General features: G+C 61.7%; 21 protein-coding genes. 7 read left to right on the plus strand and 14 right to left on the minus strand.

Going from position 1 to position 23,710, the window contains the following annotated elements; genetic code table 11:
• Nucleotides 1-88: 88 nt before the first annotated feature.
• From J3P88_RS17800 to gnd, 3 genes are read right to left on the minus strand one after another with little or no spacing between them, the layout of a single operon-like run.
• On the minus strand, nt 89-910 hold the full coding sequence (locus J3P88_RS17800) for an HAD family hydrolase (RefSeq protein WP_434570655.1): 822 nt from the start codon (nt 908-910) through the stop codon (nt 89-91).
• On the minus strand, nt 907-2,427 hold the full coding sequence (zwf, locus tag J3P88_RS17805) for a glucose-6-phosphate dehydrogenase (protein WP_186707652.1): 1,521 nt from the start codon (nt 2,425-2,427) through the stop codon (nt 907-909). Before zwf ends, J3P88_RS17800 begins: the two co-directional genes overlap by 4 nt.
• Nucleotides 2,424-3,404, minus strand: a complete 981-nt coding sequence (gene gnd / locus J3P88_RS17810; RefSeq protein ID WP_434570657.1) for a phosphogluconate dehydrogenase (NAD(+)-dependent, decarboxylating) — start codon at nt 3,402-3,404, stop codon at nt 2,424-2,426. Before gnd ends, zwf begins: the two co-directional genes overlap by 4 nt.
• A 276-nt stretch (nt 3,405-3,680) precedes the next feature.
• On the opposite strand from gnd, the gene J3P88_RS17815 reads away from it, so the two are divergent.
• Nucleotides 3,681-3,854, plus strand: a complete 174-nt coding sequence (locus tag J3P88_RS17815) for a DUF6026 family protein (RefSeq protein ID WP_013693491.1) — start codon at nt 3,681-3,683, stop codon at nt 3,852-3,854.
• A 361-nt stretch (nt 3,855-4,215) separates the two neighbouring features.
• The gene (locus tag J3P88_RS17820) at nt 4,216-5,955 is read left to right on the plus strand and encodes a phosphoethanolamine transferase CptA (protein WP_434570659.1); all 1,740 of its coding nucleotides are present in this window, start codon (nt 4,216-4,218) and stop codon (nt 5,953-5,955) included.
• Between the two features lie 24 nt (nt 5,956-5,979).
• Here J3P88_RS17820 and J3P88_RS17825 read toward each other — a convergent pair whose 3' ends face one another.
• The 4 genes from J3P88_RS17825 to J3P88_RS17840 all read right to left on the minus strand — a co-directional run bounded on the left by J3P88_RS17825 (nt 5,980) and on the right by J3P88_RS17840 (nt 8,998).
• Entirely contained in the window at nt 5,980-6,474 is a 495-nt protein-coding gene (locus J3P88_RS17825) for a GNAT family N-acetyltransferase (protein ID WP_186707649.1), read from the minus strand.
• Between the two features lie 56 nt (nt 6,475-6,530).
• Nucleotides 6,531-7,652 (minus strand): cell division protein ZapE, encoded by a 1,122-nt coding sequence (gene zapE, locus J3P88_RS17830; RefSeq protein WP_434570662.1) that lies wholly within the window; start codon nt 7,650-7,652, stop codon nt 6,531-6,533.
• A 236-nt stretch (nt 7,653-7,888) separates the two neighbouring features.
• Nucleotides 7,889-8,230 (minus strand): nuclear transport factor 2 family protein, encoded by a 342-nt coding sequence (locus J3P88_RS17835; protein ID WP_186707647.1) that lies wholly within the window; start codon nt 8,228-8,230, stop codon nt 7,889-7,891.
• A 51-nt stretch (nt 8,231-8,281) separates the two neighbouring features.
• The gene (locus J3P88_RS17840; RefSeq protein ID WP_434570664.1) at nt 8,282-8,998 is read right to left on the minus strand and encodes a helix-turn-helix transcriptional regulator; all 717 of its coding nucleotides are present in this window, start codon (nt 8,996-8,998) and stop codon (nt 8,282-8,284) included.
• 291 nt (nt 8,999-9,289) lie between these two features.
• Here J3P88_RS17840 and J3P88_RS17845 point away from each other — a divergent pair, with 291 nt between their 5' ends.
• Nucleotides 9,290-9,760, plus strand: a complete 471-nt coding sequence (locus tag J3P88_RS17845; protein ID WP_434570666.1) for an LEA type 2 family protein — start codon at nt 9,290-9,292, stop codon at nt 9,758-9,760.
• A 1-nt stretch (nt 9,761) separates the two neighbouring features.
• On the opposite strand, the gene J3P88_RS17850 is transcribed toward J3P88_RS17845, so the two are convergent.
• Nucleotides 9,762-10,685, minus strand: coding sequence for a carbon-nitrogen hydrolase family protein (locus tag J3P88_RS17850; RefSeq protein ID WP_434570668.1), 924 nt, complete (start codon nt 10,683-10,685; stop codon nt 9,762-9,764).
• An 86-nt stretch (nt 10,686-10,771) separates the two neighbouring features.
• Here J3P88_RS17850 and J3P88_RS17855 point away from each other — a divergent pair, with 86 nt between their 5' ends.
• Nucleotides 10,772-11,680: a LysR substrate-binding domain-containing protein gene (locus J3P88_RS17855; RefSeq protein WP_434576527.1), complete on the plus strand. Its 909-nt coding sequence runs from the start codon at nt 10,772-10,774 to the stop codon at nt 11,678-11,680.
• 3 nt (nt 11,681-11,683) lie between these two features.
• Here the strand turns inward: J3P88_RS17855 and J3P88_RS17860 are convergent, their stop codons facing one another.
• Nucleotides 11,684-11,938 (minus strand): hypothetical protein, encoded by a 255-nt coding sequence (locus J3P88_RS17860; RefSeq protein WP_003181187.1) that lies wholly within the window; start codon nt 11,936-11,938, stop codon nt 11,684-11,686.
• A 160-nt stretch (nt 11,939-12,098) separates the two neighbouring features.
• Between J3P88_RS17860 and J3P88_RS17865 the strand changes: the two genes are divergently transcribed.
• Nucleotides 12,099-12,416 carry a DUF883 family protein gene (locus J3P88_RS17865; protein WP_186707644.1) on the plus strand — a complete coding sequence of 106 codons (318 nt, stop codon included), beginning with the start codon at nt 12,099-12,101 and terminating at the stop codon, nt 12,414-12,416.
• 183 nt (nt 12,417-12,599) lie between these two features.
• Here the strand turns inward: J3P88_RS17865 and J3P88_RS17870 are convergent, their stop codons facing one another.
• The 3 genes from J3P88_RS17870 to J3P88_RS17880 all read right to left on the minus strand — a co-directional run bounded on the left by J3P88_RS17870 (nt 12,600) and on the right by J3P88_RS17880 (nt 17,007).
• On the minus strand, nt 12,600-14,477 hold the full coding sequence (locus tag J3P88_RS17870; RefSeq protein ID WP_434570671.1) for a feruloyl-CoA synthase: 1,878 nt from the start codon (nt 14,475-14,477) through the stop codon (nt 12,600-12,602).
• A 141-nt stretch (nt 14,478-14,618) separates the two neighbouring features.
• Nucleotides 14,619-16,067 (minus strand): aldehyde dehydrogenase, encoded by a 1,449-nt coding sequence (locus J3P88_RS17875; protein ID WP_186729847.1) that lies wholly within the window; start codon nt 16,065-16,067, stop codon nt 14,619-14,621.
• Between the two features lie 109 nt (nt 16,068-16,176).
• Nucleotides 16,177-17,007, minus strand: coding sequence for a p-hydroxycinnamoyl CoA hydratase/lyase (locus tag J3P88_RS17880; protein WP_207966573.1), 831 nt, complete (start codon nt 17,005-17,007; stop codon nt 16,177-16,179).
• Nucleotides 17,008-17,220: 213 nt separating this feature from the next.
• On the opposite strand from J3P88_RS17880, the gene J3P88_RS17885 reads away from it, so the two are divergent.
• Nucleotides 17,221-17,706 (plus strand): MarR family winged helix-turn-helix transcriptional regulator, encoded by a 486-nt coding sequence (locus tag J3P88_RS17885; RefSeq protein WP_434570673.1) that lies wholly within the window; start codon nt 17,221-17,223, stop codon nt 17,704-17,706.
• A gap of 216 nt (nt 17,707-17,922) precedes the next feature.
• Here the strand turns inward: J3P88_RS17885 and J3P88_RS17890 are convergent, their stop codons facing one another.
• Nucleotides 17,923-19,230, minus strand: a complete 1,308-nt coding sequence (locus tag J3P88_RS17890) for an OprD family porin (protein ID WP_434570675.1) — start codon at nt 19,228-19,230, stop codon at nt 17,923-17,925.
• Between the two features lie 313 nt (nt 19,231-19,543).
• On the opposite strand from J3P88_RS17890, the gene mhpT reads away from it, so the two are divergent.
• A complete protein-coding gene (mhpT, locus tag J3P88_RS17895; protein ID WP_434570677.1) occupies nt 19,544-20,770 on the plus strand; it encodes a 3-(3-hydroxy-phenyl)propionate transporter MhpT in 1,227 nt (408 codons plus the stop codon).
• A gap of 502 nt (nt 20,771-21,272) precedes the next feature.
• On the opposite strand, the gene J3P88_RS17900 is transcribed toward mhpT, so the two are convergent.
• Complete coding sequence (locus J3P88_RS17900) at nt 21,273-23,693, minus strand: efflux RND transporter permease subunit (RefSeq protein ID WP_434570679.1); 2,421 nt, start codon at nt 23,691-23,693, stop codon at nt 21,273-21,275.
• Nucleotides 23,694-23,710: the final 17 nt, after the last annotated feature.

Consider the following 23,710-nt stretch of genomic DNA (forward strand, 5'->3'; position numbering starts at 1 on the left):
CTCTCAAGAACCGAGGCGCCTGTTTCGCGAGCAAGCTTTGCTCCCACAGTGGGAATAAATTCCCCTTCTACCCAAAGGCCTGGGCGGTCTATCGCGGCAGGATGTAGCGCTCGATCGCCAAGGCCGCGCCGTCTTCGGTCACGGCGGCGGTCACGACATCGGCCTGGCGCCTGATCGCCTCTTCCGCCTGCCCCATGGCAATCGACAATCCCGCCCGGTGAAACATCGCCGGGTCATTGCCACCGTCGCCCATGGCGGCGGTCTGCTCCAGCGGCACACCCAGGAACTCGGCCAGCGTCGACAACGCCTCACCTTTATTTGCCTTCATCGCCGTCACGTCCAGGTAGATCGGTTGCGAACGCGACACCTCGGCCTGGCCCTTGAGCAGCGGGTGCAGCCGAGCCTCCAGTTCCACCAGCAGGTCGGTGTTGGCGCTGGTGGCGACGATCTTGTCGATCCGCTCCAGATACGGCTCGAAACTTTCGACCTCTACCGGCGGATAGCCCAGGCCCCGGGTCTCCACCGGCACCATCGGGCCGTTGGCGTCGCGCACCAGCCAATCACCATCGGCGAAGACCCAGACTTCGATGCCCGGCTGATCGGCGTACAGCGCCAGCGTGGCCAGCGCAGCCTCGGGCGGCAGGTAATGAACCGCAAGGAAGCTGCCGTCGGGATGAACCAGCGTGCCGCCATTGAACGCCGCCGTAGGCAGGTCGACGCCCAGGGCCTCGATCTGCTGCAACATGGCCCGCGGCGGTCGCCCGGTGGCGAGGCTGAACAGCACACCGGCCTCACGCAACGAGCGAACCGCTTCAATGGTGCGCTGGTTGAGACTGTGATCAGGCAGCAGCAGCGTGCCGTCCATGTCGCTGAGTAAAAATCGGATGGGATGCTTCACCAGATCACTCATCCGAGGCCATGCCAGACGCGACTGTCGCGGGTCAGCAAATCATCGGCGGCCGCCGGGCCATCTTCCCCGGCCTTGTAGGGCTGGACCGTCGCGTCCTGCTGCCAGGCATCGAGGAACGGCTGCACGGCGCGCCAGCCGTTCTCGATGTTGTCGGCGCGCTGGAACAGGGTCTGGTCGCCAGTCAGGCAATCGTAGATCAGGGTCTCATAACCCGTGGATGGCTGCATTTCGAAGAAATCCTTGTAGGCAAAGCCCAATTCGATATTGGCCATGTCGAGGGCCGGCCCCGGCCGCTTGGCCAGCAGGTCGAACCACATGCCTTCATTGGGCTGAATCTGGATTCTCAAGTACGTCGGTTGCAGTTCGTCGACTTCGGTGTCGCGAAACTGCGCGTAAGGCGCCGGCTTGAAGCAGATGACGATCTCCGTGTCCCGCACGCTCATGCGCTTGCCGGTGCGCAGGTAAAACGGCACGCCCACCCAGCGCCAGTTATCGATCATGACCTTGAGGGCGACGTAGGTCTCGGTGTTGCTGTCGGCAGCGACGTTGGCTTCCTGGCGATAACCGGTCACAGCCTTGCCGCCGATTTCACCAGCGGTGTACTGGCCGCGGATCGAGTTGGCGCGGGCCTGTTCCACCGACCAGGGCCGGATCGCCCCGACGACCTTGGCCTTTTCCCCACGTACCGCGTCAGCACCAAACGCCGCTGGCGGCTCCATGGCCACCATCGCCAGCAATTGGAAAAGATGGTTCGGCACCATGTCCCGCAGGGCGCCGGTGTGTTCATAAAAACTGCCACGGGTTTCCACGCCGACGGTTTCGGCGGCGGTGATTTGTACGTGGTCAATGTAGTGATTGTTCCAGAACGCCTCGAACAGGCTGTTGGAAAAGCGGCTGACCAGAATGTTCTGCACCGTCTCCTTGCCCAGGTAATGGTCGATGCGATAGATCTGTTTCTCGCTCATGACCTTGAGCAGGCAGGCGTTCAGCGCTTCGGCCGTTTGCAAGTCGGAACCGAAGGGTTTTTCGATCACCACCCGCCGGAAAGCCCCCTCCTGCTCCTGAAGCAGCCCGGCCGCACCGAGGCGGCTGACCACTTCACTGAAAAAGCGCGGCGCGGTCGCCAGGTAGAAGACCGCGTTGCCGGTACCGCTGGCGGCGATTTTTGCCGCCAGCGCCTGGTAGGTACCGTCATCGAGGAAATCACCCTGGACGTAGCTGATGCCCTGGGCCAACTTGGCCCACAGCACCGGGTCGAGCGCGCGGGCGGCATCACCGCCCTTGCTCGCCGCTTCGTTGCGGATGAAATCCTCGAGTTTCTTGGCAAAATCCACATCGCTGATGGCGTTGTGGTCAACCCCGATGATGCGCAGCCCATCGCCCAGCAGACCGTCGCGACTGAGGTGGTAGAGCGCCGGCATCAGCAGGCGCTTGACCAGATCACCATGGGCGCCGAACAAAAACAACGTGGTCGGCGGCGCGGGTTCTGCCTTGGATTTGCTGGCGATCGAGGTCATTTTTTCGGCGTCTCCACGTGGCCGCCAAAGCCGAAGCGCATCGCCGAGAGCATTTTGTCGCCGTAGGTGCTTTGCTGGCGCGAGCGGAAACGGGCGAACAGCGAACTGGACAGGACCGGCACCGGCACCGCTTGCTCGATGGCGGCCTCGATGGTCCACCGCCCTTCACCGCTGTCGGCGACTTCACCGGAAAAACCCTCCAGTTTCGGATCGCTGGCCAAGGCGTCGGCGGTCAAGTCCAGCAGCCAGGACGAGACCACGCTGCCACGGCGCCAGACTTCGGCGATATCGGCCACGTTCAGGTCAAAACGCTGCTCCGGTGGCAGGCTTTCGCTGGATTTGGTCTTGAGGATGTCGAAGCCTTCGGCGAAGGCCTGCATCATGCCGTACTCGATGCCATTGTGGATCATCTTCACGAAATGCCCTGCACCGGCCGGGCCTGCGTGGATGTAGCCGCGTTCGGCGCGGTCATCGTCGGATGTGCGGTCACGGGTGCGCGGAATGTCGCCCATGCCCGGTGCCAGGCTGTCGAACAGCGGGTCCAGGCGCTTCACCACCTCGGCCTCACCGCCAATCATCATGCAGTAGCCGCGCTCCAGGCCCCAGACACCGCCGGAAGTACCGACATCGATGTAGCTCAGGCCTTTTACCGACAGGGCCTGGGCGCGACGGATGTCGTCCTTGTAGTACGTGTTGCCACCATCAATGATCACGTCGCCCGGCTCGAGCAGCTCGCTGAGGACGTTGATGGTGTCTTCGGTGGGTGCGCCGGCCGGCAGCATGACCCAGACCGCTCGTGGCTTGTCCAGGCCGGCGACCAGTGCCGGCAGGTCCGCGACGCCCGTTGCGCCTTCCTGGCTCAGGTTTTCGACAAAAGCGGTATTGCGGTCATAGACGACGGTGGTGTGCCCATTGAGCATCAGGCGCCGCGCAATATTGCCGCCCATGCGGCCCAGTCCAATGATCCCGAGTTGCATGTGCTGATGCTCCCTACTACAAATAAAGGTGTGTCAAAGGTTTAGCTCAAGGGGACTTGTGGAGGTTAGTCCAGAGCATTGCTGCATAGTTTCCGGGTAAATCGCCCGATCACAAAGGATAACGTTCAAAAACCGGCCGAAGACACGGCGACCATGAAAAATAAAAAAGTTCCATTCACGAGCAAAAGTATTCAGAATCGGCGCCGATAAAGAGGTGTCGACCAAAAAAACTGGCGACATCTCTCTAGTTGATGTACGCCATTTGCGAGGTGAGCAATGGGCCCAGTCGTTACCGCACGTCCTCCCCAAACCCTTTATGTGACCATTCGTCGCGATGAATTGCGCCTACTCAAGGAAGAACGCGATCTACTGCTTGATGAAGTGACGCAACTGCGCATGCAGCTGCAACACGCACAGCTGTCCCACCAGAGCCAGTCCCTGGCTCGGTAATCGCCACAGAGGCATAACGTCGGGAAAGTGGCACCAGCCCCAAGCCGGTGTCACCCATACACCCTCTATATAACGGCGCTAGCTGTGGCGGGGGAGCATGCTCCCGCTCGGTTGTGCAGCAACCGCCGAACCTTTGGGGTCGCTACGCGACCCAGCGGGAGCAAGCTCCCTCGCCACAGGATGGGGCGCCTCTCGCCTGTCTTGATTGCCTGATTCACTCCCACCTGCGTTTTGTAACCGAAAAACTAACAAAGTTTTCACAACCGGCTCGTAATACTCCCCGCCTTTAAGATTGCTCGGCGTATGCCTGCGGCCACCAGTCCGGTGCCAGCAGCTTCGTCGACAGAGGCTGGAGCGCTTGATGAGCTTGTTCAAACGCAGCAAAACGACTGCGAAAGGTTTCGACTGGGCCGGATTCGGCTGGCTGTTTCTGTTCTTCTGGTACTTCTCGGGTATCACCCAACTACTCATTCTGCTCAGTGACACCTCGGGTTTCGCCGGCTTTCGCCAAGCGTTCGTGATGAGTGCGGTGTGGCTGGCGCCCCTGCTGCTTTTCCCTGCCCGTACGCGCTTACTGGCGGCATTGATCGGCGTGGTGCTGTGGGCTTGCTCCATGGCCAGCCTGGGCTACTTCTTCATTTACCAACAAGAATTTTCCCAAAGCGTCATCTTCATCATGTTCGAATCGAACGTGTCTGAAGCCGGCGAGTACATGACCCAGTATTTTGCCTGGTGGATGGTGGCGGCGTTCCTGGCCCATACCGCCGTGGGCTATTGGCTCTGGACCCGCCTGCGCCCGGTGTACCTGCCCCGGGGCCAGGCCGTCGTTGTCGCAACCGTCATCGTGCTCGCCGTGGTCGGTTATCCGCTGGTCAAGCAGACCCTGCGCACCGGCAGCTTCGCCCGTGGCCTGGAGAAGTTCGAAAACCGGATCGAGCCGGCGGTGCCCTGGCAGATGCTGGTGGCCTACCGTCGCTATGGTGAGCAGTTGGAGAACATGCAAGGCATGCTCCACAGCGCCAGCAAGATCCCTCCCCTGAGCAACCTCAAGGACGGCATGGCAGAACAGCCGGCCACCCTGGTGCTGGTGATCGGGGAATCCACCAACCGCCAGCGCATGAGCCTCTACGGTTACCCGCGGGAAACCACACCGGAGCTGGATAAGCTCAAGGACCAGCTGTCGGTGTTCGATAATGTCATCACCCCGCGCCCCTATACCATCGAAGCGCTGCAACAGGTGCTGACCTTCGCCGACGAACAGAACCCGGACCTGTACCTCAGCACGCCTTCGCTGGTGAGCATGATGAAGCAGGCCGGCTACAAGACTTTCTGGATCACCAATCAGCAGACAATGACCAAGCGCAACACCATGCTCACGACCTTTTCCCAACAGGCCGATGAACAGGTGTACCTGAACAACAACCGCAACCAGAACTCCGCGCAGTACGATGGCGACGTGATCGAGCCGTTCAACAAGGCCCTGGCCGACAGCGCCCCGCGCAAGCTGATCGTGGTGCACTTGCTCGGCACCCACATGAGTTATCAATACCGGTATCCGCCGACGTTCAACAAGTTCACTGATCGCCAGGGCGTACCGGCGAGCCTGCGTGATGATCAGGTCCCGACCTACAACAGCTACGATAACGCGGTGTTGTACAACGACTTCGTCGTCTCCAGCCTGATCAAGGATTACGCCAGGACCGACCCCAACGGTTTCCTGCTGTACCTCTCGGACCATGGTGAAGACGTGTTCGATTCGCAGGGTCACGGCACGCTGGGCCGTAACGAAGCCAAGCCGACAGCGCCGATGTATACCATTCCCTTCATGGCCTGGGCTTCGCCCAAGTGGCGCGAAAACCATGACTGGAACTTTGCCGGCGATCTGTCACGGCCCTACAGCAGCTCGCACCTGATTCACACCTGGGCAGACCTGGCCGGCCTGAGCTTCGATGAACTTGACCGCAGCAAGAGTCTGGTCAGCGATGACTTCAAGGCCCGTCCGCTGCTGATCGGCAATCCATATGAAGCCCCGCGCAGGGCTCTGATCGACTTCAGCCTGATGCAGCCCAAGGCGCCCTTGGCTGAAGTGGTGCAAAAATAATCGCACCCCACCAGAAGCCCGCTTTTACAGGGGCTTGATCCAGAACTGCATAATGCCGTGGGCCGGGTCGAACATGCCGGCGGCAAAGCCGAACTTGGCGTAGCTGCCCTGGGCGACGGCATTGCCTTCAAGCACTTCCAGGGTGATCTTGCAGCAACCGCGCTGACGGGCAATGTCCTCGACCTTCTGCAGCATCTTCTGGCTCAACCCGAGGCCGCGAAATTCCGGCATGACCGCCACGTCGTGGATATTCACCAGAGGCCGGCAGGCAAAGGTTGAAAAACCTTCGAAGCAATTGACCAGCCCCGCCGGTTCTCCATTGACGAACGCCAGCACGCTGAAGGCATGGGGCCGCTTGGCCAGTTCCTCCGGCAAGTGCAGCAGTACCTCGGCCGGCAACGGATGCCCCCCACCCATCGGATCCTGCGCATAACCGTTGAGCACATGACAGATCGCTTCGGCGTGGACCGGGTTGGTGTAGCTGGCTTGCAGAACAAGGATGTCCTTGGCTTCTTCCATGACCTTCCATCTCACTTCAGTAGTACCGCGGCACAATGCCGTCGGCGGGATACAGGTCAGGCGTACTGACCAAAACGTTGCATTTGCATTTCCTGGAGGCGACTGAGCGTACGGCGAAACGGGAATTGCAGATAGCCCTCGGTGTACAACTCATCCATCGGCACCGCGGCCGAAAGACACAGCGGCACCTTGCGGTCATAACATTCATCGACCAGGGCGATGAATCGCCGCACGCCGTCGTCGTGGACCGACAACTGCGGCAACTCACGATCACCGGCCACGACCCGTTCGACGCCGTCCTCGGTGCCACGAGCAATACGCCCTTCGCGCTGTTCAGCGCTCAGACAGGGCACGTCACTGAGCAGGATGACATTGAAGCGGTCGCACAGCGCCATGAAATCCAACGCTGAAAACGGTTGCTCGCACAAGTCGGCGTAACGGCTCCACAGCACGGCATCGCTGGCCTGGACCGGTTCCAGCAGACGATGGCCCACTTCAATCGGCGCTCGGCTCGACACCTGCCCGGCGGTCAACAGGTCGAAGACATCGCCCAGCGGGTCGGGTTGCCCTGGATCGCGCAACCAGTAACGCTGCTGCAATTGGCCTGGGTGTTGGCGATGGTCTTGCCAGCCGTTCACCGGCACGATCTGCATGTGCTGCTTGATCGCGGTGATGGTCGGCAGGAAGCGCTCGCGGTTGTGGCCGTTGGCATAAAGCTCTTGCGGCGGCAGGTTGGAGGTACTCACCATCACCATGCCCAGCTCGAACATCACCTGGAACAAACGCCCGAGGATGATCGCGTCACCAATGTCGTTGACGAACAGCTCGTCAAAACACAGCACCCGTACTTCCGCGCTCAACTCCCTGGCCAGCGCTTGCAAAGGGTCCGGCGTGCCGGTGAGCTGGAACGAACGCTGGTGCACCCACGCCATGAAATGATGGAAGTGCTGACGGCGTGCCGGCACCTTGAGGCTTTCATAAAAGCGGTCCATCAGCCAGGTCTTGCCACGCCCCACCGGCCCCCAGAGATAAACGCCCTGGATCGACTTGCGCCCTTCGTGCAACGCCTGGTGGCATTGCTCCAGTGCCATGATGGCCAATTCCTGGGCCTCATCCTGGACGAAACCGCGGTGTTCGATGGCGTGCTGCCAAGCACTCAGGGGGGAGTCGAAAGTCATACGGCCCGGGTCCGAAAAACGAAGGTGGGGAGTATGCCATGACAGCATGGGGTGATGAGTCATTCACCTGCTTGTGGACTCAACGCGAACCCCTGTGGCGAGGGAGCTTGCTCCCGCTCGGTTGCGCAGCAACCGCAAAAACTTGGGGCCGCTGCGCAGCCCAGCGGGAGCAAGCTCCCTCGCCACAACAGCGTTCACCTCCTGGCACAACAGCAATCATTTCAGGGGGCAGGACGCTAGATTGAAATATCCAACCGACTGATCTTGCCCTGCTCATCGAGCCGGAAGGTATAGCGCAGCTCCAACGGGCTGCCGGGGAATGTGCCGGAGATCAGGTTGTGCACCAGCACCTTGCCTGTGCGTTGCTGCACATCGAGAACCTCGACTCGCGGCTGGAAGCGCTGGGCGGTGTCTTCCATCCATTGGGCGATGGCCTGGGTGCCGACACGGTGCTGGCCTTCATCGAACACATTGGCGTCCTCGGCGAAGAAACGCGTCACCGCCGAACTGTCACGGGCATTGGCAGCCGCGATGTAGCCGGCGATGGCCGGGGCCAGGGAAGAGACGGGGTTGGACATGGCATGGCTCCTTGTTTTATCGATCTGGCACCATGCTAGAACAACGCTGTGTCAGTTTTTGTCAGGAGTGAAACGCCCGGTTTCGTCCAGCTTCATCAACGCAAACCAGTCCCGCAGCAAATCGCTGCGCCGGCCTGGATAGCGCTCGCCCTGCTCGGTGGCCGAGGCAATCCGGTCGGTGCGAAAGGTCCGATAGGCGCCGCGCAATTCGCACCAGGCCACCACTACCCGCGCCTCATTGAAAAAGCCCAGGGCCAGCGGCCAGATCAGCCGTTGGCTCGGGGTCTTGTTCACGTCGGCGTAGTCGATGTGCAGCTTGGCCTGGGCGCGAATGGCCTGGCGGTAGACATTCAGTTCCACGGTGTTCTGCGGATAGCCATAACCCGGCGGGCCAGGCAGCACTGTGGGGTTGCGCAACGCGTCCCGCACATCCGGGGCCAGCACCGCGGCGACCTTTGCCAACGCGTCGGCGGCCGCCTTGCCCAATACTTCGTCGGCACGCTGATCCACGTAGCGCAAGCCCAGCACAATGGCCTCGATTTCATCGGCGGTGAACATCAGTGGCGGCAGGAACAGGCCGCTGCGCAATACATAACCTATGCCCGCCTCGCCCTGGATCGGCGCGCCAAGGGCCGTGAGTTCGGCAATGTCGCGGTACAAGGTGCGCTCGGAGACGTTCAGTTCCCTCGCCAATGTCGCGGCGGTGACGGGGCAACGCTTGCCCCGCAGGACTTGCAACAAAGTGAGCAGCCGAGTGGTACGCGACACGATGGACTGTCCGCAAAGAAAAGATGACGCAGATTAGCAGAGGCTGGTGTCAGAAACTGTCAGGAGCCCTTTGACGGATGAGTCAGTGTGGTATGAATCTGTGGAATGAGTCTTTGTGGTGTGTGAGCTTTTGTGGCGAGGGAGCTTGCTCCCGCTGGGCTGCGCAGCGGCCCAAGCTGTTGCGGTTGCTGCGCAACCGAGCGGGAGCAAGCTCCCTCGCCACAAAAGCGCTCTCGCCAGGGTATCGTGCTCAATCGCTTCCGAGTTTTTTCATTCACTGAGAGTCTATCCATGCGCAGAATCCTCGGCCTTTCCGTATTCCTGATCACGCTCAGCTTGAGCGCCTGCGCCCTCTTCCCGCACCGTGACCCGTTGAACATCAACGTGGTGGGCATCGAGCCATTGCCCAACCAGGGCTTGGAAGTGCGGTTCGCGGTGAAACTGCGTGTGCAAAACCCCAACGAAACCGCCATCGACTACAACGGCATGGCCTTGGACCTGGAGGTCAATGGTCGTACGCTGGCGACCGGGGTCAGTGACCAGGCCGGTTCGATCCCGCGCTTTTCCGAAGCGATCCTGAGTGTGCCGGTGAGCATTTCGGCGTTTTCCGTGCTGCGCCAGACCCTGGGCCTGAGCCAGACCCAAAGCCTGGACAACCTGCCCTATGTACTCAAGGGCAAGCTCGCCGGCGGCGTGTTCGGCACGATGCGCTTCGTCGACCGCGGGAACCTCGAGCTGCCGGGTTCCGCGGCGACGTGGTGAATCACCCTGTGAAGCGCACGCCGGGCTTGGCGCGTTCGTCCACCACCAGTTCGAACACGTCCGGCCTGGCGTAGTGTCCGACCACATCATAGTCATAGCGCGCCCGCACCAGATCATCGGTGTCGATTTCGGCGGTCAATAACCCTGCGGTGTCTTTCAGCGGCCCGGCGAGCACATCCCCCATGGGCCCGACTATCACACTGCCACCGGCGATCAGCGGCCGTTCGGCCGGCCAGTGCGCGACGTCAATGCCCAGGGACTGCGGCGACGCCTGGACCTGACAGGCACTGACCACAAAACAGCGCCCTTCGTGAGCAATATGGCGCATGGTCACCTGCCACATCTCCCGCTCGTCAACCGTTGGCGCACACCAGACTTCCACGCCCTTGGCGTACATCGCGGTGCGCAGCAGCGGCATCATGTTCTCCCAGCACACCGCGGCGCCGACCCGGCCGACCTGGCTGTCGATCACCGGCAAGGTCGAACCATCGCCCTTGCCCCAGATCAGTCGCTCGGTGCCGGTGGGCATCAACTTGCGGTGCCGGGCCACGAGGCCTGCATCGGGTTCGAAATACAGTGCGGTGCAGTACAGGGTGCTACCGACGCGCTCGATGACGCCCAGCACCAGGCTCGCCCCGGTGCGCGCCGACAGCCCGGCCAGCGCTTCGGTTTCCACGCCGGGCACGTCGATGGCGTTGGCAAAGTAGCGGGCAAACGCCTCGCGCCCCTCCGGCAATCGGTAACCCAGTTGCGTCCCGAACCCCTCGCCCTTGGGATAGCCACCCAACAGCGCTTCAGGCATGACTACCAGGCGTGCACCGGCTTGGCGAATGGCGTCTTCGTAGGAAAGGATCTGCGCCAGGGTCTCGCCCTTGCCACCCGGCAAAGAACCGATCTGCAGGGCAGCCACAATGGATTTGGGCATGGTTTTTCAACTCCTTGATCATCAGGTGTTGCTGATTCTCAAGCAGCGGCCGATCATGAATAAAGCCCCGAATGCTGCTAAATGATATGAACCTCATGAATATCGCCGACATCGACCTCAACCTGCTCAAGACCTTCGAAGCCCTGCATGACGAATCCAGCGCCAGCCGCGCCGCCGTGCGCCTGGGCGTGACGCAATCGGCCATCAGCGCCGCATTGCGCAGGCTTCGCGATGTGTATGGCGATCAGTTGTTCGTGCGTACGGGACGGGGGTTGGCGCCGACGTTGCGGGCCAATCAATTGAAACCGGTGATCAGCGAAGCCCTGGACAAATGTCGCCAGAGCCTGGCGATGATCGACCCGGACGCCAGTCATTATGACGGTCGTTCGGTCATCGTCGGCCTATCGGACGATTTCGAGATTGCCCATGGACGCCGCCTGATCGAGGAAGTGGCCCGCCGCGCGCCGGGCCTGCGCTTGATTTTCCGCCAGACCCACAGCCAGATCGTCGGCCGGGCCTTGATGGAGCGCGACTTTGACCTGGCGATCACGGCGGGCGGTTTCGCCCAACGGTTGCTCAGCCGCCAGGTGTTGGGCGAAGGCGACTACGCCTGCCTCCTGGACGCGGCGAGCCTGGCCCAAGGCCAACGAACCCTCAGCCTGGAGGCGTTCGTGGCCCGTGAACATCTGCTGGTGTCTTCGGGGGGCTTCATCGGCATCACCGACGAAGGGCTGGCCGGGCTTGGCCTGAGTCGGCGGGTCTGTGCCTCGACCACGCATTTTGCCGGGTTGCCGTTCCTGCTCAAGGGCAGCCAGGCCGTGGCGACGATTCCGACCCACGCCGCCCGGGCCATCGCCGACCTCAGCGGCCTGGCCTTGCTGCCCTGCCCCCTGGCCTTGCCCCGCTACCCCATCGAACTGGGCTGGCGAACCCACACGCAAATGGACCCAGCGGTGATCACGGTGCGCGAGGCCATTACCGCGACGTTCGCCTGAGGCTTACTTGTTGGCGGCCATCAGGCGATTGACTTCACTGCGCACCATATTGGCGTACTCCGGCGGCGACATGCCGTCCAGCTCAGCACGCACCCACTCGGCCCACTTGCCCTTGCGCTTGGAGCGCTCGCCGAACAGGCGGGCGGCATCGCCCTTGGCCTTGCCCAAATTGTTTTGCCACAGTTCAAAGAGTCGGGATTTTTCGTCTTCCAGCGCGGCGCGCTCGGCCAGGGGCTTGTCAGCCAGATTGAAGCTCATGGGAATTACCTGTTGCGTAAATAGGCGCCATCTTACACCTTGCAGGGAAACGTCTTAACCACGATTTGCGATGGAATGCCCTGCCAGGGCCGCGCGCTGCAACTTTTGTGCAAGCGCAACACTCCATTGTTCAATGCCATCATCCACAAGGAGCATTTCCATGGCCCGTAAAGGCACCGTGCAAACGAACGGAGAGCAAATCAAGGATCAAGCCTTCAGCGAACTGAAGGCATTGATTGAAGAATCGGAGAAGCTGCTCAAAAGCAGTGCCTCGCTGGTGGGCGAAGAAGCCGAAAACCTGCGCGGCCAGGTCTCCCAGAAACTGCAACAGGCCCTCGATTCGGTCGCCAGCGCCCGGGAGCGCACCCGTCCGATGGTCGATGCCACCGAGGTCTACATTGGCGGCCACCCCTGGCAGACCGTGGCGATTTCCGCTGGGTTCGGGCTGGTGGTGGGCTTGCTGTTGGGGCGGCGTTAAACATCACCACCTGTGTGCGGGCAAGCCCGGCTCCCTCAGGGACCGGTGGCGCACACAAATATTGCCTACACCACAGAGCCACTGTGGGAGCGGGCTTGCTCGCGAAGGCGGTGTGTCAGTTAAAGATAATGTTTACTGACACACCGCCTTCGCGAGCAAGCCCGCTCCCACATAGTTTTGTGTTTAGCCCACCGCACCGGCCCGCAGGATCGACGCATCCTCCCCGCGATACAACGCCTCCACCTTCCCTGCCCGCCACTGCAACACCGCCCGCTGGTTGATCGAGCCCTTGTCGGTGATTTCACCGCGGTCGATGGAGGCCGGCTCATCGAGCAAGGCAATCCACTCCACTCGACTGGCGTTGCCACTGGCCTCGCGGTTCAGGCGTTGCAGCCACTCGGCGAACCATCGGCGTACCGGCGGGCTGCCAAGGACCTGGGCATCGCTGGCCGCAGCCCCCAGGCCTGACAGGCGTCGGCATTCCGCAAGGCGTGGAAACACCAGTGCGCCCAGGCACTCGCGATCCGGCGCGGTGATCACCAGGTCCTGGACATAGGGCGTGCCTTCCAGCACCGCTCGGTTGCGCAACGGGCCGACGCTGACGAATACCCCGGAGGACAATTTGAAATCCTCGGCGATCCGTCCATCGAACATCAGCCCCAGTTGCGGATTGCTGGCATCGGCCAGCTTGATCGCATCCCCGGAACAATAAAAACCGTCCTCGTCGAACACGTCAGCGGTCTGCTGCGGCGAGCGCCAGTAGCCAGGCATGATGTGCGGCCCGCGAAAGCGCCCTTCGAACTTGCCGTCCACCGGCACCAGCCGGACTTCGCAACCAGGCGCCGGTAGGCCAATGTAGCCGGCCATGGACAAGGGCCCGGTGGTGAAGGTGCAGGACGGCGACGCCTCGGTCATGCCCAGGCCGGCCATCATGCGGATACGTTCGCCGCAATGCTGCTCGGCGACCTTGTCGAGCCGGTCCCAGGTCGTTTGCGACAGGCCCGCCGCGGCAAAGAAGAACAGGCTGATACGCTTGAAGAAACGCTCGCGCAATTCACCGTCCTGCTCCAGGGCGCTGACCAATTCCTCCCAGCCCTTGGGCACGGTCAGGTAGGCCGTCGGCGAGATTTCCTTGAGGTTGCGCAGGGTCTCGGCGAAGCCTTGGGCGGTGGGTTTACCGTCGTCCAGGTAGAACGTGCCGCCGTTGTACAGCACGATGCCGAGGTTGTGGCTGCCACCGAATGTGTGGTTCCACGGCAGCCAGTCCACCAGCACCGGCGGCGTCTCGCCGAATACTGGAAAGGTCTGCAGCAGCATCTGCTGATTGGCGCAAAGCATGCGTTGGGTGGTGATCACCGCCTTGGGCAGCTTGGTGGAGCCCGAGGTAAACAGGAACTTGGCAATGCTGTGCGGCCCGGTGGCGGCGAACGCCTGCTCGGCTTCGATACCACCAGGTTGGGCCAGCAGGCTGGCGAAACGGGCCCCAGGCCGGCCCGCCATCTCGCCACGCACGGTGATCAAGGGGACGTCCGCCGGCAATACGGCATTGATCGCCCGTTCGAAAGGTGCGGCTTCGCTGACAAACACCAGACCCGGCTGCAACAGATCGCAGACGTGGCGCAGCTTGGCGAAATCCTGGGACAGCAATGAATAGGCCGGTGAAACCGGGCAATAGGGAATGCCGGCGTACATCGCGCCGAGGGCCATTTGCAGGTGCTCGATGTCGTTGCCGGAGAGCAACGCCAGGGGTTTTTCCGCCGACAATCCGTAACTCAGCAGGCTTTGGGCGATGGCCCGGACGCTGTCGAGCATCTGCGCATAGCTGACTCGACGCCAGTCGCCACCCGCTTCACGGGCCGCGATAAATGTCTGCTGTGGGCGCACCTCGGCCCAGTGCACCAGGCGCTCGAGCAAACGCGCCGGCAAGGGGGCCAGGGGTTCCAGGGAACGCATGTGCAAGATGCCACGCTCTTCCCGGACTTCGACGGCAGGGTGACCAATCGACACCTGGCGATAACGCCCGGCCTCGGGTCGGGAGGACGATCTGGACTCGGAACTCACGTACATTTCCTCCACCAAGGCACACTCGGGTCGCGATGCGAGCGGAGCGTGGCAACACAGGGCTGCGGCCTTGTCATTATTATTCTGGCCTGCATCCGGGCGGCGGCCTTCATGGCCGGGCCGCCCGCGATGCGGCGGGTTTCAGATCGGGTAATGCCGCGGACCGTTCTGCAAGGTCACCCAACGCAACTGGGTGAAATGCTCGATGGACGCCTTGCCGCCAAAGCTGCCGTAACCGCTGGATTTGACCCCACCAAAAGGCATTTGCGCCTCGTCGTGCACGGTCGGGCCGTTGATGTGGCAAATGCCCGACTCGACCCGCTGGGCCAAGGCCAGCGCGCGGCTGGTGTCGCGACTGAAGATGGCGGCCGACAGGCCGAACTCGGAATCGTTGGCCAGGCGCAGCAGTTCTTCATCGCCGTCACCGCGCAGCAGCACCGCCACCGGCCCGAAGGACTCTTCGCGGTACAGGCGCATGTGTGCGGTGACGCCGTCGAGCAAGGTCGGCTGCAGGATGCTGCCTTCCAACTGCCCACCGCTGACCAGCGTCGCGCCTTTGGCCAAGGCATCGTCGATCAGCCCCTTGATGCGCTGGCCGGCACTGGCATCGACCAACGAGCCCAGCACCGAATCGCCAGCCGCCGGATCGCCGGCACGCAAGGTGGCGATCTTGGCGGTCAACTTGGCGACGAACGCATCCGCCACGCGGGCATCGACGATCAATCGCTCGGTGGACATGCAGATCTGGCCCTGGTTGAAGTAGGCCCCGAAGGCAGCCGCTTGCACCGCTGCATCCAGGTCAGCGTCGTCCAACACCAGCAGCGGCGCCTTGCCGCCGAGTTCCAGCAACGCTGGCTTGAGATGGCGCGCCGACAGTTCGCCGACGATGCGCCCGACATGGGTCGAGCCGGTGAAGTTCACTCGGCGCACCGCCGGGTTGGCGATCAACCGTTCAACAATGGCTGGCGCATCCGCCGGGGCATTGCAGATCACGTTGACCACACCGTCGCCCAGCCCGGCGTCTTGGAGCACCTGGCCAATCAAGCGGTGCACCGCCGGGCTGATCTCGGAAGCCTTGAGTACCACGGTGTTACCGCAGGCCAGGGGCATGGCGATGGCGCGGGTCGCAAGAATCACCGGGGCGTTCCAGGGGGCGATGCCCAGCACCACGCCACAAGGCTGACGCAGGGCCATGGCGAAACTGCCGGGCACGTCCGAAGGAATGATTTCGCCGTTGATCTGGGTGGTCATGGACGCGGCTTCGCGCAGCATGTTCGCCGCCAGGTGCACATTGAAGCCGTACCAGTTGGCCATGGCGCCGGTCTCGCCGGCGGCGGCGATAAACTCGCCACTGCGGGCCTGCAATTGCTCGGCCGCACGCAACAGACGTGTACGGCGCTCGTTGGGCGCCAGCGCGGCCCAGGCGGGAAACGCCGCTTGGGCGGCGGCCACGGCGGCATCGGCGTCTTCCAGGGTGGCGGCAGCCACGCGAGACACCACCTCACCCGTCACCGGGTTGCAGCGTTCGAAGGTCCGGCCATCGCGGGCCGGGCACGACTGGCCGCCAATCAACAGGGGCACGTCCAGCATGGTGATTCCTCTTTAATTGTCTTTATCGGGAACACATTGCAGCGATGTAACAGTAGCGTCAGGGCGATGCAGCGAACAGCGGGATGCGGCCCACCGCTCGCCGGTCGACTCAGCGCTTATAGGTTTGCAGGCCCGGCTTGATGCTCTTGTCGTCCAGGAACTGTTTCATGCCCTGCTCGCGGCCACCCTCGGTGTCGAGCAGGCGCGACTGGTCGAGCTTGGCGTACAGGTAATCCTCGTTCTGCTCCCAGGTCAGTTCGCGGCAGCGCTTGAAGCCATGCTTGGCAGCGCGCAGCACCACCGGGTTTTTCTCCAGCAGGTTGCGCGCCAGTTCCACGGTGACTTCGCGCAGTTGCGCCAGGGGCACGCTTTCATTGACCAAGCCCATCTCGGCGGCTTTCTGCCCGCCGAAGGTCTTGCCGGTCATGATGTAGTACAGCGATTGGCGATGGCCCACCGTATCGGCCATGGCCTTGCTGACCAGGTTGCCCGGCGGGATACCCCAGTTGATTTCCGAGAGACCGAAGGTCGCTTCGTCGGCGCAGATCGCCAGGTCGCACGCCACCAGCGGGCTGAAACCGCCACCGAAGCACCAGCCATTGACCATGGCGATGGTCGGCTTGGCGTACATGCGCAGCAGTTTCCATTGCCACTGCGACGCTTCGCGACGGATCTTCTCCTGGAGGATTTCCGGCCCGGCATCCACTTCGCGGAAGTATTCCTTGAGGTCCATGCCAGCAGTCCACGCATCACCGGCCCCAGTCAGCACCAATACGCCGGCGGCGGGGTCCTGCTCCAGGGTCTCGAGCACGTCGATCATCTCGCGATTGAGGGTCGGGCTCATGGCGTTGCGTTTTTCCGGGCGGTTGAGGGTGACCCAAGCGATGCCCTCTTCGATATCGACCTTGACCGTTGTCCAGCGACCTTCGTAATTGCTCATGATGCGGGCTCTCTTGTTCTTGGCTGAAGATGATCAAAAACTAAACCGGAAAAATAGTTATGTCAATTAACTATTAATCGATTTACCTGTATTTTTCAGAGGCTGGGTTGAAGATTTAAAAAACTGAATGTACCCAAGCCCATAGCCAGCGCGCCGCAACCTCGGCAAACTGGATAGCCTTATTAATCACTTACTTTGAGGAAGCTCATTTCGATGGCCAAGTCTTCCAAGCTTGCCGAACCCGCCGAGCCCCTGGTCGCCGGTACCGACGCGCAGGCACCGCTGGACTCCGCGCTGGACGACCTGATCGGCTATGCCCTGCGTCGCGCCCAGTTGAAACTGTTCCAGAACCTGATCGGCCGGCTCGCCGTCCACGACCTGCGCCCCGCCCAGTTCTCCGCCCTGGCGATCATCGACCAGAATCCCGGCCTGATGCAGGCCGACCTAGCCAAGGCCCTGGCGATCGAACCGCCGCAGGTGGTGCCACTGCTGAACAAGCTGGAAAGCCGCGCCCTGGCCGTGCGTGTGCGCTGCAAACCGGACAAGCGCTCCTATGGCATTTTCCTGAGCAAGACCGGCGAAACCCTGCTCAAGGAACTCAAGCACATCGCCGTCCAGAGCGACCTTGATTCCACCACGGCCCTCTCAGCGGCTGAGCGTGAGGAATTGCTGCGGTTGTTGAAGAAGGTTTATCAATAAGGAACACCGCTCCCCCTGTGGCGAGGGAGCAAGCTCGCGCAGGGTCGCGTCCGCAGGAGCGGTGTAGGAGCTGTCGAGTGCAACGAGGCTGCGATCTTTCCCCACACACTTGAATCTCAAGCGAAAGTCAAAAGATCGCAGGCTTCGCCAGCTCCTACAGAGCCCAGCGGGAGCAAGCTCCCTCGCCACGAAAGCACTGCGTCGCACCTCAATGCATCACCAGATCGGCACGCTGTACGTCACCAGGAATCGGGTCTGGTTTTCATCGCGAAACGCCGCCGTACCCGGGAAGTCGTTGCGGTAGATCGATTTGCGCGCCAGCAGCCCGACGTTTTTCAGTGGGCCGCTCTGGACCACATACCCCAGCTCCATCTGGAACTCGCGCTCCTTGCGATCCTCGGCATTGAGGGCCGCCAGCTCGATGTGGTCACCACGCACATAACGCAATCGGCTCCTCAGGCCCGGCACGCCCACGGCAGCGAAATCGTAGTCATGAATGGCCTGCCAGGTGCGTTCCTTGGCATTGAGGAAATCCGAGCTCATGGTCATTTCGCTCAAGCCCATCAGCTCGGTGCCGGACACATACGGCGTGGCCGTATCGCCACTGGCGTGCATGTAGCCCAGGCTGACGCGATGCCCCCACAGGCGATAACCGACCAGCGCCGAAACGTTGCGGTTATCCACCTTGCCTGCCTTGGCCGCGCCGTCTTCATCACTGAAAAAGCTGCGCAGGTCGGTGGTTAGCACACCGTCGCCCAATGGCAGGTTGTGCAGCAATGCCAGGGTATTCTGTTGGTACAGATCCGCGACTTCGGCGTGGTAGGCCCGCAAGCTGAGGTCTTTGTTGACCTGGTAGTCGCCGCCCACATAGGCCATATGGGATGAAGTCGCCGCACCGTTGAAACGGCGATTGGGCGAGGCGATGCTCATGGGCTGGTAATCGGTGGAATCGCGCCGGGCGATGCGGTCGATGTAACCCGTGTTCAACACCAAACCGTCGAAATCCTTGGAGCTGAGGGTCGTACCGCGAAAGGTCTGAGGCAACAGCCGCGACGGGCTGGCGAAGGCAAACGGCAGGAAAATCGACACGTCGCCGGTCTTCACTGTGGTTTGCGCGAAACGCAGCTTGCCGGTCACGCCCAGGCGCGAATATTCATCCGCCGCGCGCTTGTCGCTGCTCGACACAGGCAGTAGTTCAGTCCCGCTTCGGTCCGGCGACGAGTCGAGCTTGATGCCCAGCAATCCCCTCACGTCGAGGCCGAACCCGACGGTGCCTGGGGTAAATCCCGACTCGACGTTCATGAACACGCCTTGGGCCCATTCCCTGGCTGCGGTCTTGGCGCCGTCGTCCTTGTAGTCGCGGTCCATGTAGTAGTTGCGCAAGGTCAGGGTGCCGTGGCTGTCGTCGATGACGCCTTCCGCCCACGAGACCGGAGAACCCAGGCTCAATCCGAGACAGGCCAGCAGAGGGACAAGGGATGAAACAGGGCGCGCCTTCAGCGCATCCCGGGCAAGGTTTGGCATGTTTGGTGTCCATTTATTGTTGTTGTTTTGATCGGCCCAACCTTGGCGATGGGGGCCGCGCGAACAAAGAATGGAAACGGTACGGGCGCTTCGTCAATCCAGAATGTCCGATAATCGAACATTAATGTAATTAACTAATTTACTATCTCGCTCGAGGATTCTGCCCAAGCCTCTGATTTACATCATGAACTGGTCGATTGTTGACGTCCTGTCCGCACCCTTCATTTTTTAGTTAGCTTTGTTAATCTTAAATGCACCCACCGGTTTTCCTTCGAGCCGGTGTTCCCTCACAAAAACAATAAGAGGATTTGCCATGGACCGTCCGGCGCGTCGTGCGACGCTGACCATCGCCTTGTGTTTCATCGTTGCGTTGATCGAGGGTTTCGACCTGCAGTCAGCCGGCACCGCCGCCGCAGGGTTGCGACAGACGTTTGCCCTCGACCCGAAAATGATGGGCTGGGTGTTCAGCGCCGGCATCATCGGGTTGTTGCCGGGAGCTTTCTTCGGTGGCTGGATCGCTGACCGCATCGGTCGCAAGAAAATCCTCATCGCGGCAGTCTTGCTGTTCGGCGTGTTTTCCCTCAGCACCGCTTATGTCGAACATTTCTCCAGCCTGTTGCTGGTGCGCTTCATGACCGGCCTGGGTCTTGGGGCCGCCCTGCCCAACCTCATTGCCCTGTGCGCCGAAGCCGTGGGCGAGCAGCGCCGGGGCACGGCCATCAGCGTGATGTACGCGGGGGTGCCGTTGGGTGGTGCGTTGGCCGCCGTGGTCGCCATGCTGTTTGGCGAGCACTGGCAGATGACGTTTTTTATCGGTGGGTTGGCACCCTTGCTAGTGGTCCCGTTGATGCTCCTGTGGCTTCCCGAATCCAGCGCCTTTCGCCAGGCACAGGGTGACAGCGGCTCCTCGCGCGGTTCCACCGCACAGGCGCTGTTCGGTGAAGGTCGCGGTCGTACTACCTTGGCGCTGTGGCTGAGCTACTTCTTCACCCTGACGGTGATGTACATGTTGCTCAACTGGCTGCCATCGTTGTTGCTGGAACAAGGCTTCAGCAAACCCCAGGCCGGCCTGGTGCAGATGCTCTTCAACATTGGCGGAGCCCTTGGCTCGTTGCTGGGCGGCCTGTTGCTGGACCGTTGCAATGGGGTCAAGGTGGTGCTGTTTGTCTACGCTGGTCTGCTGAGCGCCCTGGCCGGGGTCGGGTTGTCCGTTGGTATCGTGCCTATGGCCATCGCCGGGTTTGCCGCCGGGTTGTTTGTCATGGCTGCGCAGTTGGTTCTCTATGCGTTGGCACCGCCCTCCTATCCTACGGCGGTGCGTGCGACGGGGGTGGGTGCCGCGGTGGCCATCGGGCGCCTGGGGTCGGTGGCTGGGCCGCTAGCCGCTGGGCAGATCCTGGCGGCCGGGGGTGGGACCACGGCTGTATTACTGGCGACTTCGCCTGGGTTGGTGGTTGCGACGTTGGCTGTTCTTGGTGTGATTCGTTATTCGGCTGGGCCGGGGTTGAGGGCTAGGAATCCGATGCCGGAGAACTCCTGACTGGGTGTGAGTATCCGTTATTTTGGCTGAACCACCGCCTTCGCGAGCAAGCCCGCTCCCACATTAATCTCCGCCGGGCGCAAAATTTACATCCAACACAGAAACCACTGTGGGAGCGAGCCTGCTCGCGAAGAGGCCAGCCAGCACAACATTCATGTGACTGAACCACCGCTATCGCGAGCAAGCTTTGCTCCCACAGATCTGATGGGTGTACGAGCGGGAGAGCCAGGTCGGCTTTAAGGCCGCCTCGGCTTGGCTTTTGATCTTGAGGCCCCGTTAACCACGCTGGCCGAGCGCAGGTATTGCGCAGTGGGCATCCCGGCATGGATGCCGGGATAGCCGCGCTGGGCCATGGCATGGTCAGATCCTCGAAAACCGACCCTGCCAGTTAAAAACTGTTACCTATGTGCGTGAACTGATTTGTAACCTATGTGGGTGAGTCATACCGGCGGAACCCTAAGTAGCCGTTACCCAAATAACGGATATTCACCCTGAGAAAACATCACCCCCGAACCCACCGCTCCCGCCGACTAAGCACAGGCTTTTTTACAAACACCCTCTGCGGCAACAGTAACCAAGCCAAGGCCGGCAGCAGAATCAAGGCCCCAAGCATGTTCACCAGGAACATAAAGGCCAGCAACACCCCCATGTCAGCCTGAAACTTGATCGGTGAAAACGCCCAGGTCGACACCGCCACCGCCAATGTCATGCCCGTCAGCAACACCACTTTTCCGGTAAACAGCAGCGCCTGGTAATACGCCTGGGCCAAGGTGTCGCCAGCACGCATCCGCGCCAGGATCACGCTCAACACATAGAGCGCATAATCGACGCCAATGCCCACGCCCAAGGCAATGACCGGCAATGTCGCGACTTTCACCCCCATGCCCAGCCCCACCATCAGCGCCTCGCACAGGATCGAGGTGAGCATCAGCGGCAGCATCGCGCACAGGGTCGCCCGCCAGCTGCGGAAGGTCAGCAAACACAGCAGGCTGACCGCACCGTAGACCCAGAACAGCATCTCGCGCATGGACTTCTTCACCACGATATTGGTCGCCGCTTCGATCCCCGCGCTGCCGGCCGCCAGCATGAACTTGACCTCCGGCATCTGATGCCCGGCAATGAATCGCTCGCTGGCCTCCACCACCCGGTTCAAGGTGTCTGCCTTGTGGTCGGCCAGGTAGACGTACAACGACAGCATCGAACACCCCTGGTTGAACAACTCCCGCGGTGCGCGGGTTTGCACGGCACCCAGCGCGCCGTCGTTGGGGATCAGTTCATACCATTTGAAGTTGCCTTCGTTATAACCGGCTGTGGCGATCTTGCTCAGTGCCGCCATCGAGGTGGTCGACTCCACACCGGGCAATTGCTCCAGTTGCCAGGCCAGCGCGTCTACCGCGGACAGGCTGGCGTAACGGGTGCACTGATCCTCCGGCGTCTTGATCATGACCACGAAGATGTCCGAGCTGGCCGCGTAGTTTTGCGTCATGAACAGCGCATCGCGGTTGTAGCGCGAGTCGGCCCGCAGCTCCGGAGCGCCGGGGTCCAGGTCGCCGATTTTCAGGTGCAGGCTCACGGCAAAACCAAACGCGGCCAACAGCAAGCCAACCAGCATGGCGCCCATGGCCCAGCGCCGTTGGGTGAACAGATCGAGCACGCGCCACAGCGGATGCTTGATCTGCGCCTGTTGCTCATGGGTTTCCGCACTCAAGCTGCGTTGCGCCGCTGCCGGGCTGACGCCGATGTAGCTGAGCAGGATCGGCAGCAGAATAAGGTTGGTGAAAATCAGCACCGCCACACCGAGGCTGGCGGTGATCGCCAGGTCCTGGATCACCCGGATGTTGATCAGCAGCAACACCGCAAAACCGACCGCATCACAGAGCAACGCGGTGATCCCGGCAGCGAACAGCCGGCGGAAGGTATAACGCGCGGCGACCACCCGGTGAGTGCCACGGCCGATGTCCTGCATGATGCCGTTCATCTTCTGCGCGCCATGGCTCATGCCGATGGCGAAGACCAGGAACGGCACCAGTGCCGAGTACGGGTCCAACTCATAACCGAGCAAGGCAAGCAGTCCCAGTTGCCAAAGCACCGCGGCCAGTGAACACGTCACCACCACCAGGGTGCTGCGCGCGCAACGGGTGTAGCCGAACAGCACCAGCACCGTCACCAGGACCGCCACCACGAAGAACAGCAGGACTTGGGTCATCCCCTCGATCAGGTCGCCGACGATTTTGGTAAAGCCGGTGATGTGAATCCGCAGGTCGTCGGTCTGGTACTTGTCCCGTAGCGCCTCCAGTTGCCGGGAGAATTCGCCGTAATCCAGCGCCTTGCCCGTCTGCGGATTGATTTCCAGCAACGGCACGAAGATCACGCTGGACTTGAAGTTGCCCGCGACCAATTGCCCGACTTCCCCGGAGCGGCCCACGTTGGTCCGCACCTGCTCGATGCTGGCGGCCGAGCCGTCGTAGTCGTCGGGGATCACCGTGCCGCCGTCCAGACCTTCTTCGGTCACGGCGGTCCAGCGCGTGGTCGGGGTCCATAGCGACTTCATGTAGGGACGGTCGACGCCCGGCAACAGATAAAGCTCGTCGTTGAGCTTGGCCAGGGTGTCGAGATAGTCCTTGGTGAAAATACTCCCCTGCTTGACCTCCACCGCAATGCGCAGCGAGTTGCCCAGGCCGCTCAACTCGCTGCGGTTCTCGAGGAAATTGGCGACATAGGGATGCCCGGTGGGAATGGTCTTCTCGTAGCTGGCATTGATGCCGATGCGGGTGGCTTGCCAACCAAGCACCAAGGTCACCAGCAGGCACAGCAGGACCACCACCGGACGATGGTTGAAGATCGCCCGCTCGGCGAAGTTGCCCGACGCCCGGTCGAAGTCTTCCTGGCGGCCGATCACGGTTTGGGTTCTGTCGTCTTTCAAGTTTGACTCCTGTTGCA

The organism is Pseudomonas sp. Z3-6, assembly GCF_051131985.1.
GTDB classification, from domain to species: Bacteria; Pseudomonadota; Gammaproteobacteria; order Pseudomonadales; family Pseudomonadaceae; genus Aquipseudomonas; species Aquipseudomonas zanjanensis.

Excerpts from the sequence above, each read along its gene's own strand:
- J3P88_RS17800 (WP_434570655.1), bottom strand. The coding sequence starts at position 910 with ATGAGTGATCTGGTGAAGCATCCCATCCGATTTTTACTCAGCGACATG.
- J3P88_RS17880 (WP_207966573.1), bottom strand. The coding sequence starts at position 17,007 with ATGAGCAATTACGAAGGTCGCTGGACAACGGTCAAGGTCGATATCGAA.
- zwf (WP_186707652.1), bottom strand. The coding sequence starts at position 2,427 with ATGACCTCGATCGCCAGCAAATCCAAGGCAGAACCCGCGCCGCCGACC.
- gnd (WP_434570657.1), bottom strand. The coding sequence starts at position 3,404 with ATGCAACTCGGGATCATTGGACTGGGCCGCATGGGCGGCAATATTGCG.
- zapE (WP_434570662.1), bottom strand. The coding sequence starts at position 7,652 with ATGACTTTCGACTCCCCCCTGAGTGCTTGGCAGCACGCCATCGAACAC.
- J3P88_RS17835 (WP_186707647.1), bottom strand. The coding sequence starts at position 8,230 with ATGTCCAACCCCGTCTCTTCCCTGGCCCCGGCCATCGCCGGCTACATC.
- J3P88_RS17850 (WP_434570668.1), bottom strand. The coding sequence starts at position 10,685 with ATGCCCAAATCCATTGTGGCTGCCCTGCAGATCGGTTCTTTGCCGGGT.
- J3P88_RS17815 (WP_013693491.1), top strand. The coding sequence starts at position 3,681 with ATGGGCCCAGTCGTTACCGCACGTCCTCCCCAAACCCTTTATGTGACC.
- J3P88_RS17860 (WP_003181187.1), bottom strand. The coding sequence starts at position 11,938 with ATGAGCTTCAATCTGGCTGACAAGCCCCTGGCCGAGCGCGCCGCGCTG.
- mhpT (WP_434570677.1), top strand. The coding sequence starts at position 19,544 with ATGGACCGTCCGGCGCGTCGTGCGACGCTGACCATCGCCTTGTGTTTC.
- J3P88_RS17865 (WP_186707644.1), top strand. The coding sequence starts at position 12,099 with ATGGCCCGTAAAGGCACCGTGCAAACGAACGGAGAGCAAATCAAGGAT.
- J3P88_RS17855 (WP_434576527.1), top strand. The coding sequence starts at position 10,772 with ATGAACCTCATGAATATCGCCGACATCGACCTCAACCTGCTCAAGACC.
- J3P88_RS17885 (WP_434570673.1), top strand. The coding sequence starts at position 17,221 with ATGGCCAAGTCTTCCAAGCTTGCCGAACCCGCCGAGCCCCTGGTCGCC.
- J3P88_RS17890 (WP_434570675.1), bottom strand. The coding sequence starts at position 19,230 with ATGCCAAACCTTGCCCGGGATGCGCTGAAGGCGCGCCCTGTTTCATCC.
- J3P88_RS17875 (WP_186729847.1), bottom strand. The coding sequence starts at position 16,067 with ATGCTGGACGTGCCCCTGTTGATTGGCGGCCAGTCGTGCCCGGCCCGC.
- J3P88_RS17820 (WP_434570659.1), top strand. The coding sequence starts at position 4,216 with ATGAGCTTGTTCAAACGCAGCAAAACGACTGCGAAAGGTTTCGACTGG.
- J3P88_RS17845 (WP_434570666.1), top strand. The coding sequence starts at position 9,290 with ATGCGCAGAATCCTCGGCCTTTCCGTATTCCTGATCACGCTCAGCTTG.
- J3P88_RS17825 (WP_186707649.1), bottom strand. The coding sequence starts at position 6,474 with ATGGAAGAAGCCAAGGACATCCTTGTTCTGCAAGCCAGCTACACCAAC.